The sequence below is a fragment of the Actinomadura sp. NPDC048394 genome, assembly GCF_040651755.1.
Classification (GTDB): Bacteria; Actinomycetota; Actinomycetes; order Streptosporangiales; family Streptosporangiaceae; genus Spirillospora; species Spirillospora montaniterrae.
Map to the genome: position 1 here is coordinate 12,684 of NZ_JBEZJL010000052.1, position 18,059 is coordinate 30,742.

At 73.5% G+C, this 18,059-nt stretch carries 18 protein-coding genes; 7 read left to right on the forward strand and 11 right to left on the reverse strand.

The window, feature by feature from the left end; translation table 11 throughout:
• Nucleotides 1–2: 2 nt before the first annotated feature.
• Entirely contained in the window at nt 3–1,586 is a 1,584-nt protein-coding gene (locus AB0C78_RS32625; RefSeq protein ID WP_360755405.1) for an Hsp70 family protein, read from the reverse strand.
• 7 nt (nt 1,587–1,593) lie between these two features.
• Entirely contained in the window at nt 1,594–2,442 is an 849-nt protein-coding gene (gene grpE / locus AB0C78_RS32630) for a nucleotide exchange factor GrpE (protein WP_360755407.1), read from the reverse strand.
• A gap of 179 nt (nt 2,443–2,621) precedes the next feature.
• Here grpE and AB0C78_RS32635 point away from each other — a divergent pair, with 179 nt between their 5' ends.
• Nucleotides 2,622–3,260 (forward strand): amino acid-binding protein, encoded by a 639-nt coding sequence (locus AB0C78_RS32635; protein WP_151541586.1) that lies wholly within the window; start codon nt 2,622–2,624, stop codon nt 3,258–3,260.
• Between the two features lie 75 nt (nt 3,261–3,335).
• Nucleotides 3,336–4,877 (forward strand): AMP-binding protein, encoded by a 1,542-nt coding sequence (locus AB0C78_RS32640; protein WP_360755410.1) that lies wholly within the window; start codon nt 3,336–3,338, stop codon nt 4,875–4,877.
• A 198-nt stretch (nt 4,878–5,075) separates the two neighbouring features.
• Here the strand turns inward: AB0C78_RS32640 and AB0C78_RS32645 are convergent, their stop codons facing one another.
• On the reverse strand, nt 5,076–5,993 hold the full coding sequence (locus AB0C78_RS32645) for a sugar kinase (protein WP_360755413.1): 918 nt from the start codon (nt 5,991–5,993) through the stop codon (nt 5,076–5,078).
• Between the two features lie 73 nt (nt 5,994–6,066).
• Between AB0C78_RS32645 and AB0C78_RS32650 the strand changes: the two genes are divergently transcribed.
• Nucleotides 6,067–6,711: a class II aldolase/adducin family protein gene (locus AB0C78_RS32650; RefSeq protein WP_360755416.1), complete on the forward strand. Its 645-nt coding sequence runs from the start codon at nt 6,067–6,069 to the stop codon at nt 6,709–6,711.
• Between the two features lie 33 nt (nt 6,712–6,744).
• Nucleotides 6,745–7,548 carry an enoyl-CoA hydratase gene (locus tag AB0C78_RS32655; protein ID WP_360755418.1) on the forward strand — a complete coding sequence of 268 codons (804 nt, stop codon included), beginning with the start codon at nt 6,745–6,747 and terminating at the stop codon, nt 7,546–7,548.
• Here the strand turns inward: AB0C78_RS32655 and AB0C78_RS32660 are convergent.
• Nucleotides 7,538–8,632: a hypothetical protein gene (locus AB0C78_RS32660; protein WP_360755421.1), complete on the reverse strand. Its 1,095-nt coding sequence runs from the start codon at nt 8,630–8,632 to the stop codon at nt 7,538–7,540. The two genes, AB0C78_RS32655 and AB0C78_RS32660, sit on opposite strands and share 11 nt — an antisense overlap.
• A 112-nt stretch (nt 8,633–8,744) precedes the next feature.
• On the opposite strand from AB0C78_RS32660, the gene AB0C78_RS32665 reads away from it, so the two are divergent.
• Nucleotides 8,745–9,170 (forward strand): TIGR03668 family PPOX class F420-dependent oxidoreductase, encoded by a 426-nt coding sequence (locus AB0C78_RS32665; RefSeq protein ID WP_360755424.1) that lies wholly within the window; start codon nt 8,745–8,747, stop codon nt 9,168–9,170.
• Here the strand turns inward: AB0C78_RS32665 and AB0C78_RS32670 are convergent.
• The 3 genes from AB0C78_RS32670 to AB0C78_RS32680 all read right to left on the reverse strand — a co-directional run bounded on the left by AB0C78_RS32670 (nt 9,167) and on the right by AB0C78_RS32680 (nt 11,918).
• Complete coding sequence (locus AB0C78_RS32670) at nt 9,167–9,967, reverse strand: alpha/beta hydrolase (protein ID WP_360755427.1); 801 nt, start codon at nt 9,965–9,967, stop codon at nt 9,167–9,169. The genes AB0C78_RS32665 and AB0C78_RS32670 overlap by 4 nt on opposite strands.
• 130 nt (nt 9,968–10,097) lie before the next feature.
• Nucleotides 10,098–11,096 (reverse strand): ADP-ribosylglycohydrolase family protein, encoded by a 999-nt coding sequence (locus AB0C78_RS32675; RefSeq protein WP_360755429.1) that lies wholly within the window; start codon nt 11,094–11,096, stop codon nt 10,098–10,100.
• 15 nt (nt 11,097–11,111) lie between these two features.
• Nucleotides 11,112–11,918, reverse strand: a complete 807-nt coding sequence (locus AB0C78_RS32680; protein WP_360755432.1) for an AraC family transcriptional regulator — start codon at nt 11,916–11,918, stop codon at nt 11,112–11,114.
• Nucleotides 11,919–12,002: 84 nt separating this feature from the next.
• Here AB0C78_RS32680 and AB0C78_RS32685 point away from each other — a divergent pair, with 84 nt between their 5' ends.
• Nucleotides 12,003–12,413 (forward strand): DUF2000 domain-containing protein, encoded by a 411-nt coding sequence (locus tag AB0C78_RS32685; protein ID WP_360755435.1) that lies wholly within the window; start codon nt 12,003–12,005, stop codon nt 12,411–12,413.
• On the opposite strand, the gene AB0C78_RS32690 is transcribed toward AB0C78_RS32685, so the two are convergent.
• The 4 genes from AB0C78_RS32690 to sbnA form a co-directional block, all read right to left on the reverse strand.
• Nucleotides 12,397–13,488: an acyl-CoA dehydrogenase family protein gene (locus AB0C78_RS32690; protein ID WP_360755438.1), complete on the reverse strand. Its 1,092-nt coding sequence runs from the start codon at nt 13,486–13,488 to the stop codon at nt 12,397–12,399. The two genes, AB0C78_RS32685 and AB0C78_RS32690, sit on opposite strands and share 17 nt — an antisense overlap.
• 109 nt (nt 13,489–13,597) lie before the next feature.
• Nucleotides 13,598–13,840, reverse strand: a complete 243-nt coding sequence (locus tag AB0C78_RS32695) for a hypothetical protein (protein ID WP_360755440.1) — start codon at nt 13,838–13,840, stop codon at nt 13,598–13,600.
• 115 nt (nt 13,841–13,955) lie between these two features.
• Complete coding sequence (gene sbnB / locus AB0C78_RS32700; RefSeq protein WP_360755443.1) at nt 13,956–14,981, reverse strand: 2,3-diaminopropionate biosynthesis protein SbnB; 1,026 nt, start codon at nt 14,979–14,981, stop codon at nt 13,956–13,958.
• Between the two features lie 38 nt (nt 14,982–15,019).
• Nucleotides 15,020–15,976, reverse strand: a complete 957-nt coding sequence (gene sbnA / locus AB0C78_RS32705) for a 2,3-diaminopropionate biosynthesis protein SbnA (RefSeq protein WP_360755446.1) — start codon at nt 15,974–15,976, stop codon at nt 15,020–15,022.
• A 277-nt stretch (nt 15,977–16,253) separates the two neighbouring features.
• Here sbnA and AB0C78_RS32710 point away from each other — a divergent pair, with 277 nt between their 5' ends.
• Nucleotides 16,254–17,768, forward strand: coding sequence for an amino acid adenylation domain-containing protein (locus AB0C78_RS32710; protein ID WP_360755448.1), 1,515 nt, complete (start codon nt 16,254–16,256; stop codon nt 17,766–17,768).
• Nucleotides 17,769–18,059 lie beyond the last annotated feature (291 nt).

The window sequence follows — 18,059 nt, forward strand, 5'->3', positions numbered from 1 at the left end:
CCTCAGCTCACCTGGACCCGGGAGAGGGCCTTGCGGGAGCGCTCGACCTCCTCCTCGGACATCCCCCCGACGTCCACCTTCAGCTCCAGCCGCTCGCCGGACTCCTTCTCCACCGCCGTCACGTTCAGCAGCCCGGACGCGTCGAGCGCGAACGTCACGCCGATCGGCCAGCCCGCCTTCTTGCCCGGCGGGACGCGGATCTCCCCGGTCGCGATCTCGGTGTTGTCGATCAGCTCGGCGGACTCGACGCTGCCCGCCTGCTCCATCACCCGGACGTCGGCGGAGGTCTGGTCGTCGTAGACGGTGAAGAAGTCCTCGGTGCGGGCGGCGGGCAGCTCGTCGTTGGCGTGCACGAGGTGCGCGACGTGCTCGGCGCCGGAGTCGCGGTCGACCACGACGATCCCGAACGCGTGCGAGGCGACCGTGCGGATCTGCCGCCCGGCGATCTGCTTCTGCTGCTCGGCCGACAGCCCCGCCCGGCTCGCCATCTCCTCGGCGCGCTCGGCGGCGCCCTCCCGCATCAGCCGCCGGTACGTCTCCTCGAACGCGTACAGCGCGGCGCCCTTGGCGACGGCGAGGTCCGGGTCCTGCAGCCGCGGCGACAGCCCCAGCTCGGTCTCCAGCCGCGCCGCGACCACCGGCATCTTCGTCGACCCCCCGACCAGCACCAGGTCGTCGTAGTCGTGCACGCCCTTCTCGGCGGCCGTCGACAGCGTCCGCCCGGTGATCTCCACGGTGCGGTCGAGGAGGTCCTTGGTCAGCTCCTCCAGCTTCTCCCGCGTCACCTCGATCGCCGCGACCCGCCCGGCGTGCATCACCCGGACGGTGTGCGCGGTGCGGGTCGTGAGCGCCTTCTTGGCGTCCTCGGCGTCGCGGCGCAGCTGCTGCTCGGTCTGCTTGTCGTCGAGCGGGTCGCCCGCGTCGGGGTGCTCGGCGCGGAACCGCTCCGCCAGGTACTCCACCAGCCGCGCGTCCCAGTCGGCGCCGCCGAGCTCGTGGTCGCCGTCGGTGCAGATCACCTCGATGTGCCCGTCGCGCAGCGCGATGACGGTCGTGTCGAACGTGCCGCCGCCGAGGTCGTAGACCAGGATCGTGCGGTCGGCGTCGGGGTTCAGCACCCCGTAGGTGATCGCGGCGGCGATCGGCTCCGACACGATGTCGATGACGTTCAGCCCCGCGATCCGGCCCGCCTTGCGGGTCGCGTCCCGCTCCGCCGCGCCGAAGTACGCCGGAACGGTGATGACGACGTCGCGGGTCTCCTCGCCCGTCGTCGTCCGCGCGTCCGTCGCGAGCTTCAGCAGGATGAACGCCGACAGCTCCTCGGGGGTGAAGTCGATCCCGTGGATGGGGCGGGTGACGTCGCGGCCCATGTCGCGCTTGATCAGGCTGACGACGTTGTCGGGCTCCAGCACCGCGGTGTCCTTCGCGGTGGCGCCGACGACGACGTTCTCGCCGCTCTCGAAGTACACCACCGACGGCGTGGTGTCGGTGCCCTCCAGGTTCCGCAGGACCGCCGGCCGCCCCACGTCGTCGATGGAGGCAATGCAGGAGTACGTGGTTCCCAGGTCGATCCCGTAGACAGCCATGTCCCTCTCACCCATCGGTGCCGAGTCGGTTGTTCGTCGTCTCGCCGCGGCCGGCCGCGCGGTGGCGGCCCGACCCGGCCCTCGCGGCGGGCTCGGCGCGGTCCCCGGCGCGGTCCACAGTGCCGTTCGCGGTGCCGTTCGCCGTGCCGTTGGCGGTGCCGTTCGCGGTGCCGTTCGCGGCCGGGTCGAGGCGGCCGACGCTGACCGCCGCCTTGCGCAGCACCTTGCCGCCCTGCTCGAAGCCGTCCGCCTGCACGCCGGTCACCAGGCCGTCGCGGCCCGGGTCGGTGACCGGGGTGACGGCGACGGGCCGGTGCCGGGACGCGTCGTACGGCTCGCCGGGCGTCACGCCGAACCGCTCGACGCCGAGCCGGGCGAGCGCGTCGGCGACGTCGTCGGCGACGGCGCCGAGCAGCCCGGCGGTGCGGACCGGGTCGGGCGGCTCCGCGGCGCCCGGCCCCGCCAGCCGGTCGGCCTCGCGGCGGGCCTGGTCGTGCAGCCGGTACAGCGCGGTCCGGACGGGCTCCAGCATCGCCTGCAGCTCCCCGCGCCGCAGCCGCTGGTTCTCCTCGTGCAGCCGGTCGATGACCGCCTCCCGGTGCGCGGCGCGCTCGTGCTCGCGGTCCAGCCGCGCGGTCAGCGCCGCGAGGGCGTCCCTGACCTCGGCCTCGAACGCGGCGCGGCCGTCCCCCGCGACCTCGGCGGACACCGCCTCGGACACGGCCCCGGACGCCGCCCCGGACACGGCCCCGGGCGCCGTCCCGGCGGGCGCGGAGGCGCCGTCCGCCCCCGGCGCGGCGCCGTCCATGCCGGAGTCGGCCCCGTCGTTGACTGTGCGATCCCCGTCGCTCGACACGTGCAGTCACCTTAATGATGAGGCGGCAGAGGCGATAGGTCTGCTGTTGACCTTCATTGGACTCTAGTTTGACGCCTCCCCGCCGTTCCAGCACCGACTTCTTCGCGTCGACACGAATGGGTAACACGTGGGAAACGGGTCTCCCGGAAGCTGAGGGGACATGGAAGAAGGAGGTGGCGATGTTGCTGCGGATCCGCGTCCGGCTGCCCGACCGTCCGGGCTCGCTGGGCCAGGTGGCGCGCACGCTGGGCGCCGCGGGCGCCGACGTGGCGCAGATGGCGGTGCTGGAGCGCGACAACGGGCGGGCCCTGGACGACTTCACCGTCACGTGGCCCGCGGGAGCGGGCGTCGAGCGGCTGCGCGACGGGCTCGGCTCGGTGAACGGGGTGGAGATCGTCGGCATCTGGCCGACCGTCGAGCCGCAGGGCGCCCACCCGGACGCCGCCGTGATCGGGCAGGTCGCGGCGGTGCCCGAGCGCGGCGCGGCGACGCTGGCCGACGCCGTGCCCGGCATCCTCAGCGCCGACTGGGCGGGGATCGCCGAGCTGGGGGAGCAGGACGCGGCGGTGCTGGTGCACGCCAGCGTCGGCGGGCTGACCGGCGCCGAGCTGCCGGTGCTGCCGCCGCTGCGCCCGCGCGCCTTCGCCGGGGCGGACGGCACCGAGTACGCGGTCTGCCCGCTGTCGGAGGGGCGGGCCGCGCTGGTCGTCGCGCGCAAGGGCGCGCCGCCGTTCCACCGGACGGAGGTGCTGCGGCTGGAGCAGCTGGTGAACGCGGCGGAGGCGGTGCTGGCCACCGATCTCGTCCGGACGTCGTGACCCGGCTCTGGCCATCGCGGCGCGGAAAGTTCTAGAGTCGAATTCTAGGATTTGTCCCGTTCCAGGAGGCGACCGATGGCCGAACTGCTCCGCCCGCACGCCGACGCCCGTCCGGACGAGCCCGCGCTGACCGACGAGCGCGGCACCACCACCTGGCGCGAGCTCGACGCCAGGACCGACCGGCTGGCGAACGCGCTGCGCGGCCTGGGGCTGGCCACCGGCGACGTGATCGCGATCCACTCCGGCAACCGCCGCGAGTTCTTCGAGGCCATGTGCGCCGCCGGGCACATCGGCCTGCGCTACGTCCTGGTCAACTGGCACTGGACGGCCGACGAGCTGCGCTACGTCCTCCAGGACGCCGGGGCCCGCGTGCTGTTCACCGAGGACGCCTTCGGCGGCGTCGCGCGCGAGGCGTCCGCCGGCCTCGGCCTCACCGCGCGCGTCGCGTTCGGCGAGCCGGTCGACGGCTTCACCCCGTACGAGGAGTTCCTCGCGACGGGCGCCGAGGAGGAGATCGCGGACCCGTCCACGGGGCTGCCGATGTTCTACACCTCCGGCACCACCGGCCGTCCGAAGGGCGTCACCCGCAAGCTCACCGACGCGGGCGGCCCGATCGAGAACGCGCGGCTGCTCGGCGACCTGATGGCGGGCGTCCTGCAGATCCCCGAGCACGGCCGCACCCTGCTCGTCGGGCCCGTCTACCACTCGGCGCAGTGGCTGTGGTCGCACGTGTTCCTGCTCGGCGGGCGGTCGGTGGTGATGCGCCGCGGCTTCGACGCCGCCGAGACGCTGCGGCTCATCGACGAGCACGCGATCACGAACGTCCACCTCGTGCCGACCCAGTTCGTCCGGCTGCTGCGGCTGGACGAGGCGACCCGCAAGGCGTTCGACGGCTCCTCCCTGAAGGCGGTGTGGCACGGCGCCGCGCCGTGCTCCCCGGACGTCAAGCGCGCGATGATCGACTGGTTCGGCCCGATCGTGCACGAGTACTACGGGTCCACGGAGGCGTCGGTGAACAGCGTGATCACCGCGTCGGAGTGGCTGGAGCGGCCCGGGAGCGTCGGCCGCCCGCTGCCCACCACCGAGGTGCACGTCCTGCGCGAGGACGGCGAGCCCGCCGCGCCGGGGGAGCGCGGCCAGATCTGGTTCCGCTACGCCAGCGGCGACGACGTGGAGTACTGGGGCGACGAGGAGAAGACCCGCTCGGTGCACCGCTCCGACGGGCTGTTCACCACCGGCGACGCCGGCCACCTCGACGAGGACGGCTACCTGTTCCTCGCCGACCGGGTCATCGACATGATCATCAGTGGCGGGGTGAACATCTACCCGGCCGAGATCGAGGGCGTGCTGATCACCCATCCCGCCGTCCGGGACGTGGCGGTGTTCGGCGTCCCGGACGAGGAGTTCGGCGAGCAGGTGAAGGCCGCCGTCGAGCTCGCCGACGGCGTGGAGCCGTCCGCCGCGCTCGCGGACGAGCTGATCGGGCACGTCCGCGCGTCCCTCGCCGGCTACAAGGCGCCGCGCTCGGTCGACTTCGTCGACGCGATGCCGCGCACCCCCACCGGCAAGCTCTACAAGCGCCTCCTCCGCGACCCCTACTGGCAGGACGCCCGCTGAGCCTTCCGATGAACGCCTCAGCCCGCGCACCGGCCACGCACCCACCGCAAGCGCTGCGATCGCGAGCGAAGCCGAGTTCGAGCCTGCGAGAACTCGATCGCGCAGCGAGCCCCTGGGCGAGCCGGAGCGATGCAGCGATCGCACGCATTGCCCGTTGAAGGGAGGGCGTCCAGCGCCCGACCGCCGAGGGCAATGCAATCAGAGCAGCGCGAGGATCGAGTCGAGGTCGGTGAGGCCGGCGTCGGAGCCGAGGCCCTGGGCGACGGTCGCGGCGGCGGCGGTGCCCAGGCGGGCGGACTCCAGGACGTCCTCGCCTCGGCCGAGGCCGGTGATGAACCCGGCGCAGTAGGCGTCGCCGCAGCCGGTGGTGTCGACGACCTCGACGGGCAGGGCGGGCAGCCGGTGCACGCCGCCGGCGGTGGCGACGAGGCTGCCCTCCGCGCCGAGCGTGACGACCACCGTGGCGGGGCCCTCGGCGAGCAGGGCGCGCGCGGCCTTCTCCGGGTCGTCCTCGCCGGTCATCGCCGCGGCCTGCTCCTCGTTGGGCAGGAAGTGGTCGACGTGCGGGAGGAACGCGGCGGCGCCCCGGACCAGGTCGGGCATGTTGGACAGCAGGTCCATGGTGACGACGGTGCCGGACGCGCGGGCCGCGTCGAGGGCGGCGAAGAACTCCGGGTCGTTCAGCCCGAACGTGACGTCGGGGCCGCCGAGGTGGACGGCGTTCGCGGCGGCGAGCAGGCCGGGCTCGACCGCGTGCGCGGTGAGGGTGAGGTTCGCGCCGGGGACGTGGAAGCTCGGCCGGCCGCCGTCCGGGCGGATCGGCAGGATCGACGCGCTGGTCTGCTCGGCGGTGCGGCGGACGAGCCCGGTGACGTCCACCCCGTTCCGGTTCATGATCGTGACGAGCAGGTCGCCGAGGTCGTCGTCGCCGATCGCGCCGACCGAGACGACCCGGTTGCCGAGCCGGGCGAGCGCGACCGCGGTCCCGGCGGCGGCGCCGGCGGCGGTCACCCTGATCTGGTCGACGACCACGGTGTCCTGGCCGCCCGGGATGCCCTCGACGGGCCGGGCCAGCACGTCCAGGATGTGCGCTCCGACCGTGACCACAGTTGCCATGCCGGGTTCTCCCTCGTGATCGTCAGGGCCGTAGCGTACGACGGGCAGGGCCTAGAACGTGAGAGGGATTCGCATGTTGCTGGAGGACGAGCGGCGCGCGCTGTGCGCGGTGGGCCGCAGGCTGGCCGAGACGGGCCTGGTGACCGGCGCGTCGGGCAACGTCAGCGTACGGTCGGGGGACCTGGTGGCGGTGACGCCCGGCGGAATGATGCTCGACCGGATGCGGCCGGAGGACTGCCCGATCGTGAACCTCGACGCCCGGCTCGTCGAGGGCGACCGGGCGCCGTCGTCGGAGACGCCGATGCATCTCGCGCTGTACGCGGAGACGCCCGCGGCGGCGATCGTCCACACGCACTCGACGTACGGCGCCGTCGTCGCGACGACGATGGCCGAGCTGCCGCCGATCCACTACAACACGCTGCTGCTGGGCGGCGTGGTGAAGGTCGCCGAGTACGCCACCTACGGGACGCCGGAGCTGGCCGAGAACGTGCGGGCCGCGATGGAGGGCGGCAAGCGCGCCGCGCTGATGGCCAACCACGGCGGCGTCACGATCGGCCGCGACCTGGACGAGGCGTTCGAGAACGCGCGGCTGCTGGAGTGGCTGTGCGGGGTGTACGTGCGGGCCAAGATGATCGGCGAGCCGCGGATCCTGACGGACGAGCAGCTGGCGAAGGTGGTCGAGCGGGGCCTCACGCCGCCGGAGTTCCCGCCTGTGTAACCTAGCGCTTGCTAGGCCAACCAGGAGGTCCCGTTGCCGTTCGTCCTGATCGACAAGCCGCGCCCGCACGTCACGCTCATCACCCTCAACCGGCCCGAGCGGATGAACGCGATGGCGTTCGACGTCATGGTGCCCTTCCGCGAGGCGCTCGAGGAGGTGAGCCGCGACAACGACACCCGCGCCGTCGTCATCACCGGCGCCGGGCGCGGCTTCTGCTCCGGCGCCGACCTGGAGTCGGCCGGCGCGCCCCCCGGCATCGACGGGCTGACGCTGTCGACGATCGCGCTGCGCTCCATGGAGCTGCTGGACGACGTCGTCCGCGCGATGCGCCGCGTCCACCAGCCGGTGATCGCGGCGATCAACGGCCCGGCGATCGGCGGCGGGATGTGCCTGAGCCTCGCCGCCGACATCCGGCTGGCGTCCGAGACCGCGCTGTTCCGCGCCGCCGGCATCAACAACGGGCTCACCGCGAGCGAGCTCGGCCTCAGCTACCTGCTGCCGCGCGCGATCGGCGCGTCCCGCGCGTTCGAGATCATGCTGTCGGGCCGGGACGTGGACGCCGCCGAGGCCGAGCGGATCGGCCTGGTCTCCCGCACCGTCCCGGGCGACAAGCTGCTCGACGCCTGCTACGACCTCGCCGAGCGGATCGCCGGGTTCAGCCGCCCCGGCGTCGAGCTGACCAAGCGGTCGCTGTGGTCCGGGCTGGACGCGTCGAGCCTCGACGCGCACATGGGGCAGGAGGGCCTCGGCCAGCTGTACGTCCGGCTCACCACGCAGAACTTCGACGAGGCCATCGCGGCGCGCAAGCAGAACCGCCCGCCCGACTTCAAGGACTGACCTCCGGCGCGGCGGCCCGGACGGCGTCTCCCGGAAGGGCGGCGGCGCAGCGGGGCCGGGTGCGGCGCTGGTACGACAGCGCGGCGGCGCCGAGCGCGATCCCGTAGACGCCGAACGCGCCGATCCCGCACGCGGCGACCGTCCACCCGGACCAGCCGCTCATGAGCCCGTCGTGCGGGAGGTCGCGGACGCCGGCGGCGATCGGCAGCAGGTAGGCGAGCGTCCCCACGACCCCGTACGGGCCGAGCGTCGCCGCACCGAGCCACGCCGGGACGAGCGGGAGCCAGCGCGGCACCCGGCGCCCGGTGAGCGGCGGCGCCCAGCGCGGGAACACCTGCCCCCACCGGTGCGTCAGCCCGAGCAGCAGGAAGATCCCGGCGAGCGCGGACAGCGTCGTGAAGTCCAGCCCGTACCGCTCCAGCGTCAGGATCAGCCCCGACGCGCCGTTGCGGCGGAACTCCGCGACGACCTCGTCACCCGGGATCCCTGCGAACGTCCCGCCGAACGCCCAAATCGTCTTCATTGCCATGTACGGGACGAACGCGAGCACGCCCGCCCACGCCGCCCGCCGGACGCCGCGCGGCGCGTCCGTCACCGGCGCCGCCACCTTCGCGACGCCCGTCGCGGCGTGCACGAGCCCGCAGCGCGCGCACGTCCCCTCGGTCCGGCGCCGGAACGCCACGGCCGCCCCCGCGAGCAGGGCCGCGCCGACCGTGCAGGACACCTCGACGCCGAACACCGGCCAGTCGTCCACCGTCCCGGTGAACAGCAACTGGAGCGCGCTCATGACGATCCCGAACGTGCCGGCGCCCGCCACCGCGCAGGCCGCCCAGAGCCCCGCGAGGGGCCACGCGCGCGGCATGAGCCGCCCGACGTCCCGGACGCTCGACACCGCCATGATCCCGCCGACCAGCAGGACCGCCCCGATCGGCCAGGCCGCCGCGGCCGCGTCCCGCACGTCCCGCAGCGGGTAGCCGGCCGTCCCACCGGCGGCCCAGTAGAGGGCCAGTGCCGCCGCGCCCGCCGCCCACGCGCCGGCCGCGTACCCGGCCCACGCCGGCCACCGTCTGAAGATCGTTCCCATGCGTCCGAGCCTTCCGGGCGGAGCCGGGGCGGGCCTCCCGCCGGGGAGCGATCCGCCTCGCCCGCGCGGGGGAGCCTGGGAACCGGGGCCGCGCCGTGACAGGCTGCACCCCGTGCCCAAGCTCTCACCGGACGGCGCGCGCCGGCTGCTCGCGAGCGCGCCCGTCGCGCGGCTCGCGACCGTCGGGGAGGACGGCCGCCCGCACCTGGTCCCCGTCACGTTCGCCGTGCACCGCGGGTCGGTCTACACCGCCGTCGACCACAAGCCGAAGAGCACGCGCGACCTGCGGCGGCTGGCCAACGTCCGCGCCAACCCGCGCGTCGCGCTGCTCGCCGACCACTACGAGGACGACTGGGACCGGCTCTGGTGGGTCCGCGTCGACGGCCACGCCGCCGTGGTGGAGGACGACGCGCGCCGCGCCGAGCCCGTCCGGCTCCTGGCCGCCCGCTACGCCCAGTACCGGGACCGCCCGCCCGAGGGCCCGGTCATCGCGATCACCATCGACGCCTGGACGGGCTGGACGGCCGCGTCCGCCTAGAGCCCCGCGTCGAAGGCCCGGACGGCCTCGGTGATCTCGGCGGGGAACTCCACGTGCGGGTGGTGGCCCGCGCCGTCCAGCATGACCACCTCGCCGTTCAGCCGTCCGGCGACCCACCGCGCCTCGGCGGCCGGGTCGGGCCAGTCGACGTCGGCGGTGCCCATGATGACCAGGACGGGGGCGGTGACCTTGTCCAGCCGCGCCTCGGCCTCGTCGTGCGACATGCCCATGTACGACGCGATGACCTTGCCGCGTCCCGGCTCCTTGAAGTTCGCCTTCAGCAGCGCCGCGTGCTCGTCGAAGTCCGCGGGGCGCTTCGGCTCCCACTTCGGGTAGTACGACATGTACAGCGGCAGCGCCAGCCCGGGGATCCGGAAGAGCGACATCGTCAGCTTCATGACCAGGCCGCCCTGCGCGTTCCGGACGAACGGCGCCGCCAGGACCAGGCCCTTGACCAGCTCGGGCGCCTCGGCGGCGGCGTAGACGGCCGCCGCGGCGCCGTTCGAGCAGCCGTAGACCAGGGCCGGTCCGGCGTCCAGGTGCCGCAGCAGCGCCATCAGGTCGTGCGCCAGCGGCGTGCTGCCGTACTCGGGCCAGTCCGCGCTGCTCTCGCCCATCCCGCGCTGGTCGACGGTGACGACCCGGTAGCCGGCCTCCAGCAGCCGCGGCCTGAGGAACCGGAACTGGGACCGCAGGTCGAGCATCGACGGCAGGCACACGATGAGCGGACCGTCGCCCTCGTCGTCGTAGGCGAGGCGTCCGCCGGGAAGGTCGAGGTACTGCGTCTGGTCGCTCATGGCGCGCTCCGGTTTGTTCGGTGTAGCCCTATGGCTAATGAGATTAGCTTTCGGGTGCGGCGAGGTCAAGGGGCTCGTCCGGAGAGATCCGCGCGCTCGCCGCCCGGGTGCTGGTCCCGGCCGGGCTCCGCTAGTCCCAGGCGCTCCCGAGCCTGGTCAGCTGGTCCGCGTACTCGATGCGCCCGGCCCACTCGCCCGGCCAGGCGTCCATGCCGAGGTGTGCGCCCGCGAACGCGCCCGCCAGGCACGCGATCGAGTCGGAGTCGCCGGAGCTCGCCGCGCCGCGCCGGATCGCCGCGACGGGCTCGTCCGGGAACAGCAGGAAGCACAGCAGCCCGGTGGCGAGGGCCTCCTCCGCGCACCAGCCCGCGCCGGTGATCTCGCACGGGTCGGACGCGCGGTCGCCCCGCGCGAGGGCCTCGTCGAGCCGGTCGAGGACGTCCAGGCACTCGTCCCAGCCGCGCGCGATGAACGTCCCGGGGGAGTCCATGCCGGGCCGCTGCCACAGCGTGCCGAGCCACCGCTCGTGGTAGACGGCCCGCTGCTCGTGGCAGCGGTCGCGCAGCGCGGCGGGCAGGTCGGCGGGCGCCATGCCGCCGGCCAGCCACCGGACGGCGAACGCGGTCAGCTCGCTCGCCGCCAGGCCGGTCGGATGCCCGTGCGTCATCGCCGCCTGCAACTGCGACGCCCCGGCGCGCGTCTCGTCCGTCAGGCCCGGCGCGAGCCCGACCGGCGCCACCCGCATGTTCGCGCCGCAGCCCTTGGAGCCCGCGACGGTCGCCTCCACCCACGGCCGTCCGGCCGCCAGGCCCCGGCAGGCCCGCAGGCACGTGTTGCCGGGAGCGCGGTTGTTGTCGGGGCTGTTCAGCCAGTCGACGAACCGCCGCCGCCACATCGGCGCGACCAGGTCGGGAGTGAAGGGCGGGTTCGCCAGGGCGTCCAGGAGGGCGAGGCCCACCGCGATCGCCATCTGCGTGTCGTCGGTGACGAGCGCGGGATCGCCCTCCGGCTCCGCCGGGCCCATCTCACCGAAGCGCCGCTCGATCTGCTTCATGGTGAGGAACTCGGTGGGGGCGCCCAGCGCGTCCCCGTACGCCAGCCCGAACATCGCTCCACTCGCCCGCATCATGGGCGACATTGTTCCTCAACCGCCGCACGCACCACGAAATCTCCCAGGCGTCATCGCGTAGCAGCGCACGAACCAGCGCGTCAGATGGCTCTGGTCGGCGAACCCCGTCGCCGCCGCGACCTCACCGATCGGCTCGCCGCGCGCCAGCCGGACGCGCGCCGCCCGCAGCCGCAGCTGCCGCTGGTAGTCGCTCGGCGCCATCCCGTACGCCCGCCGGAACGCCCGGTACAGCGCGAACCTGCTGCACCCCGCCGCCTCGGCCAGCTCGTCCGCCCCGACGTCGTCCAGGTAGCGCTCCTCCAGGCGGCGCCGGGCGCGCGCGGCGGCACCGGACGACGGCCCGACGCGCAGCCGCCCGGACGCCGCGCGGTTCACCATCGCGCCGACCGCCGCCGTGAGCAGCTCGTCGCGGCGCAGCGCGGGCGCCCCGCCGAGCAGCGCGGCGTGCAGGGCCCGCAGGTTCCCGGCGAGGACGGGATCGCCGACCACCGGCGCGTCGAACAGCGGGAGCCCCGCCGGACGCCCCCCGATGTCGGCCAGCACCCCCGCCACCAGCTCCGGGCCGATGTGCACGATGCGGTAGGTGAAGCCGAGCGCGTCCGCCGGACGGCCGTCGTGCGGGTCGTCCGGGTTGAACGCGATGACCATCCCGGCGGCGCTCGTATGGGCGCCGCCCCGGCACTTGAACGCCTGGTAGCCGTCCTCCGTCACGCCGAACGAGTACGTCTCATGGCTGTGCCGGTGGTAGGCGTGCCGCTCGAAATGCGCGTGCATCGCCTCCAGCGGGCGGTCCGGCGACCGCCAGTACCTGCTCCAGTCCACGCCTTCATTCTGGCCCGCCTCCGGACCGGCCCGGCGCACGAGCGTTCAAGACGGCCGCGCGCCCGTCCCGCCAGCCTGGACGGCATGCGCTTCGACACCAAGATCGGCATCGTGGTCCGCGACGACCTGGCCGCGTGGCAGCGGCTCAACGTCACCGCGTTCCTGGCGAGCGCGGTGGCCGGGGGAGTGCCCGGCGTCATCGGCGACCCCTACGAGGACGCCTCCGGCAACACCTACCTCGCGATGTTCCGCCAGCCCGTCCTCGTCTACGAGGCCGACGCGACGGCCATCAAGGCCGCCCACGCGCGCGCCCTCGCCCGCGGGATGGACATCGCCGTCTACATCGAGGACATGTTCAAGACCGGCCACGACGAGGCCAACCGCGCCACCGTCCGCGCCGTCACCGCCGAGGACATGCCGCTCGTCGGGTTCGCCGTCCACGGGCCGAAGAACGGCGTGGACAAGGCCCTCAAGGGGCTCAGGCTGCACCCGTGATGCCGGCGAGCGCGGCGAGCCGCTCGCGGTGCGCGTCCGGCGACCCGAACAGCTGCCGCGACGACTGCGCCCGCTTGAAGTACAGGTGCGCGTCGTGCTCCCAGGTGAACCCGATCCCGCCGTGCAGCTGGATCGCCTCGCCCGCGGTGTGGAAGAACGCCTCCGAGCAGTACGCCTTCGCCAGCGCCGCCGCGCGCGGCAGCTCCTCCGGGCTCTCGTCGGCGGCGGCCGCCGCGTTCAGCACCGCCGACCGCGCCGACTCCACCAGCACGAACATGTCCGCGCACCGGTGCTTGATCGCCTGGAACGACCCGATCGGCCGGCCGAACTGGTGCCGCACCTTCGCGTACTCGACCGTCATGTCCAGGGTCCGCTGCGCGCCGCCGAGCTGCTCGGCCGCCAGCGCCACCGCCGCGACGTCCAGCGCGTGCCGGATCGCGTCCGCGCCGCCGACCTTCCGCGCCGGGGTCCCGTCGAACACGATCCGGGCGAGCTTGCGCGTCTGGTCGAGCGTCGGCATGGACGTCCTGGTCATGCCCTCCGCGCCGGCGTCCACCGCGTAGAGGCCGGCACCGCCCTCGTCCCGCGCCGCCACGAGCAGGAGCCCGGCGACGCAGCCGTCGACCACGAAGCTCTTGGTCCCGTGCAGGACACCGTCCTCGAACCGCGCCTTCACGGCGTCGAGGTCCCAGCTCCCGCCGTCCTCCGCGATCGCGAGCGTGGCGATGGTCGAACCGTCGGCGATGCCGGGCAGCAGGTCGTGCCCGCCGTCCCCGGCCCGCAGCGCCGCCGCCGCGGTGATCGTCGCGAGGAACGGCGCGCACACGACCGCCCGCCCCATCTCCTCGAACACCACCGCCAGCTCCCGCACGCCGAAGCCCGCGCCGCCGTGCTCCTCCGGGATCGCCAGGCCCTGCAGCCCGAGCTGCTCGGCCATCTGCGCCCACATCTTCGGGTCGTGGCCCTCGGCCGTCTCCATCAGCCGCCGCACCTCGGCGGACGGCGACCGGTCGGCGAAGAACCGCCGCAGCGCGTCGCGCAGCTCCCGCTGTTCCTCGGTGACGACGAGCTCCATCCGGCGGCCTCCCTGACCAGACACGGGTACGACGATCGCCCATCCTTTCGCCGCACCCTCGCCCGCGACCGCCCCGCTCCCGCTCACCGGGACGCCCGCACCCTCGATGTTACGCGTCCCAGTCGTGCGGGCCCAGGACGTAACCCTTCGGGGTGGAGTGCAGATGGTTGATCGACACCAGGTGCCCGAGCGCGGCCCAGAGGTCCTCTTCGGGCGCCTTCATCAGCTCCTCGATCGTCTCGAAGTCCGCCGCGCGGCCCTCGACGTCGATCTCCGCCACGGTCTCGTACACCGCCAGCTCGAAGTCGCTCAGCTCCTGAACGTCCCCACGCGGATCGTCTCGCTCGTCCATGGCGGAAACGTGCCCGCTCCCGTCCCGCCTACCCACCGGGCCGTAACGAGCCCGCCCCTCCGGTGACGAGGCGCACTCGCCCCGTCACACCGTGCCTATAGGTTCGGGTGGGGTGTCAGCCGTAGCGCTTCATTTCGTGGAAGAAGCCGGGGATCGTGTTCAGGGTCCCGGCGGCGGTGACCTGGTCGTGGACGTACTTGGCGACGGCGAGGTCGAGGACGCCGAGGCCGAACGGCGAGAAGACCACCGGCTTGTCGGCGGGCGGGGTGGTGGCGCCGGTGAGGACGTCGTAGAGGGTGCCGGCGACGAAGTCGCGGTTGCCGACCTGCTGCTCGGCCAGGTGCGGGGACGTGTTGGCCTTCATGCAGTGCTCGACGTCGTCCACGACGTTGTACGCGGACAGGATGATCTCGGGGGAGAGGTCCCGCAGCGACACGTGCAGCACGAGCGGGTTGTGCGCGAACCAGGCCGGGTCGGTGACGTGCGGCTCGCCCGCGACGGTCGCGAACACGATCAGGTCGGACGAGCGGATCAGCGACTCCGCGGAGTCGTGGATCGTGACCGTGCCCTTCTCGGAGCGTTCGAGGTAGCCCTTGAAGCCCTCGGCGTGCTCGCGGGACAGGTCGTGGATCCCGAGCTCGTCGAACGCGAACCCGTTGCCCGCCAGGTAGGTGTGGATGTACCGGGCGATGAGGCCGACGCCGACGAAGCCGACGCGGCGCGGCCGGTCGCCGCGCTTGTCGGCGAGGGTCGCGGCGGCGAGCGAGGCGGACGCGGCGGTGCGGGCGGCGGAGATGATGGAGCTCTCCAGGCACGCGAACGGGTAGCCGGTCTCGGCGTCGTTGAGGACCAGCACGGCGGACGCGCGGGGGATCCCGTTCGCGACGTTGCCGGGGAAGCTGGAGATCCACTTGATGCCGTGCACGCCGACGTCGCCCGCGACCGAGGCGGGCAGCGCGATGATCCGGTCGGACGGACGGTCCGGGAAGCGCAGGAAGTAGGAGTCGGGGTTGACGGTCGCGCCCTCGCCGTGCAGCCGGTAGGCCGCCTCGACCATGCCGATGACCTGCCGCTCGCGCCCGGCGATCGCGTCGTGCACCTGGGCGCCGGAGATCACGGCGAACGTGGGGGCCTGCGTCATGGGGGAACTCCGTGTCCTTTTCGCGCTGCTCGGGATGATCAGACGCCGAGAATACCGGCGGCCGGGAGATCGAGGCCGGGGAGCAGGTCGCCGAAGTGCTCGCCGAGCCAGCCCTCGTCGTAAATGGAGTCGAGGTAGCGTTCGCCGAGGTCGGGCGCGATGGCGACGGCGACGGGCTGCTCGCCGGGGTACTTGGCGTCCAGCCAGCGGGACGCGCCGGACACCACGGTGCCGGTCGAGCCGCCGAACAGGAACCCGCGCGAGGACAGCGCGTGCACGGTGCGGATCGTGTCGGGCTCGGCGACGTGCACGACGTCGTCGATGTAGGACTCGTCGACGAGCGCGGGCTTCGCGCTGGTGCCGAGGCCGGGGACCATGCGCTGCTCGGGGATGCCGCCGAAGGTGACCGAGCCGACGGCGTCGACCGCCACGATCGTGACGGGGCGATGGTGCTCGCGGAAGTAGCGGGCGCAGCCCATGAGGGTGCCGGTGGTGCCCGCCCCGACGAACAGGACCTCCAGGTCGGGGAACTGCCTGTCGATCGCCGGCGCGGTCCCGCGGTAGTGGGCGAGCCAGTTGTTGCGGTTGGCGTACTGGTTCAGCCAGACGTACCCGTCGCCGGACGCGCACAGGTCCTGGACGTACTTGATGCGGCCGCCGAGGTAGCCGCCGTTGGCGTCCTTGTCGGCGACGACGCGGACCTCGGCGCCGAGGGCGCGCATGACCCGCACCGAGGCGGGGTTGCAGCGCGGGTCGGTGACGCAGACGAACCGCAGGCCCCGGTCGGCGGCGATCAGGCTGAGCGCGATGCCGAGGTTGCCGGAGGACGACTCGACGATCGTCGAGCCGGGGGAGAGCACGCCCTCCCGCTCGGCGGCCTCCACCATCGCGGCCGCCGCCTTCAGTTTCACCGAGCCGGCGAAATTGAATCCCTCGCATTTGAGGAAGAGTGGACGGTCGAGGACGTGGCGCAGATCGACGTAAAGGTCGTCCACATTGAAATCCTGCGGCGAGGTGATTATCGGCACGCTGTCACCCTGGACTGAAGAAACAATTCCCTCATCTTCCCCCGAAGTCGCCGCGGGCCTCACGCCAGACCATGGCGGAGCCTCACCGTACCTTCGGGCATGTTCCGTCGCAACCCCCGATTACCTGCGAGTAGGGTCCAATCTAGGGAATCCGGAGCGGCGCCGACCGGAGCCGGACATAAGCTATGGCCTCCACTTCTTTTGCCGATGACGGTGGAGAAGAACGACATCACGGAGAGTGAAGATGAGCGCTCGCGGCCCGGCCGTGGATCGGCTGCTGCCCCTGGACGGCCTGCCCGTCCTCGCCGTGCCCGCCGGCGAGGCGGACCGGGCGCGGGAGCTGGCGGCGCGGCACGGCCTGGTGCGCGAGCACGGCGTCGACCTCGCCGACCCGCTGATCACCCGGGTGGAGCGGTTCGCCGCCGAGCGGGACCGGCCCGCGGTGGCCGACCGGACCCGGTCGCTGTCCTACTCCGGGCTCGCGGCGGAGGCCCGCCGGCTGGCCGCGCTGCTGGAGGGCGCGGGCGTCGAGCCCGGCACCGTGGTCGGCGTCGGCGGCGGGCGCTGCGCCGCGGTGGTGGCGGCGTTCCTGGCGATCGAGCTGGTCGGCGCGCTGTACGTGCCGGCCGACGAGACCTGGCCGGCCGGGCGCGTCCGCGACGTCCTCGACCAGGCGGGCGCGTCGGTGCTGGTGGCGGTGGACGAGGGCGGGAGCGCGCCGGCGCTGCTGGAGGGCGCCGCCGCGGCTGGGTGCCGGGTGCTGCGCGCGGCGGACGCGGCGGGCCTCGCGCCGTGGGCGGGCGAGCCGCGCCTGCACGGCCTGGACCGCCCCCGGTACGTGCTCTTCACGTCCGGGTCCACGGGCCGGCCGAAGGGCGCCGTCGTCGAGCACCAGGGGATGCTCAACCACCTCTGGGCCAAGATCGTCGACCTGGGGCTGACCGGGGACGACGTGCTCGCGTTCACCGCGCCGCTCGGGTTCGACATCTCGATCTGGCAGATGCTGGCCCCGCTGCTGGTGGGCGGCCGGGTGGACGTGATCGGCGACGAGGTGGCGCACGACCCGGTCGCGTTCGCGCGGGCGGTCGACGACCAGGGCATCACCGTCGTCGAGCTGGTCCCGACCATGGTCCGGCACCTGCTGGACGACCTGCCCGGCGCCCCCGAGGGCAGCCTGGGCGGACTGCGCTGGATGATCGCGACGGGCGAGGAGCTGCCCGCCGAGCTGGCGCGCCGCTGGCTGGAGGCGATGCCGCACGCGCGGCTGCTCAACGCCTACGGCCCCACCGAGTGCTCCGACGACGTCACCCACCACACGGTGACCGCCGGGGACCTGGACCTGCTGCGGCTGCCGATCGGCACCCCCGTCGTGAACGCGCGCCTGCACGTCCTGCGGGAGGGCGACGACGGCACGTGGACGGCCTGCGACGTCGGCGAGACCGGCGAGCTGTTCGTCGGCGGCGTGGCCGTCGGCCGCGGCTACCTGGGCAACGACGAGCGGACCCGCGAGGCCTTCTACCGGGACCCGTTCGGCGCGTCGCCGACGGGGCGGCTCTACCGGACGGGCGACGCGGTGCGGCTGCTGCCCGCGGGGGCGGGCGGCGAGGACCGGCCCACGCTGCAGTACCTGGGGCGCGTGGACCGGCAGGTGAAGATCTCCGGCGTGCGGATGGAGCTGGGCGAGATCGAGGCGGTGCTGCAGCGGCACCCCGGGGTGCGCGCCGCGGCCGTGGTCGTGCACGAGTACCCGGCCAGGTAGCGGCCGGGACCGGGCGGCCGCCGGCACCGCCCGCACGGAGATCATTTAACGCTCCGTAATCGCATTGTCCGTGTTGAGTTGTCAACCTTTGTCATCGGGTGAGCGTCCGGTGCGCGACCGCCCATGCCGGTGACCGGGTCTTTTGTCACTCCCGTGAGCAATTGCGGGGGCCAAGTTCTACTTTCGAGGGGATTGCGAGGCATGTGACAGGCTGGTTAACTGTGGCCCCGCTACTCCTGAGTAGGACGATGGGTCGCGGGGCGGGTCCCGGTCGAGGGCGGAAAGCGGCGG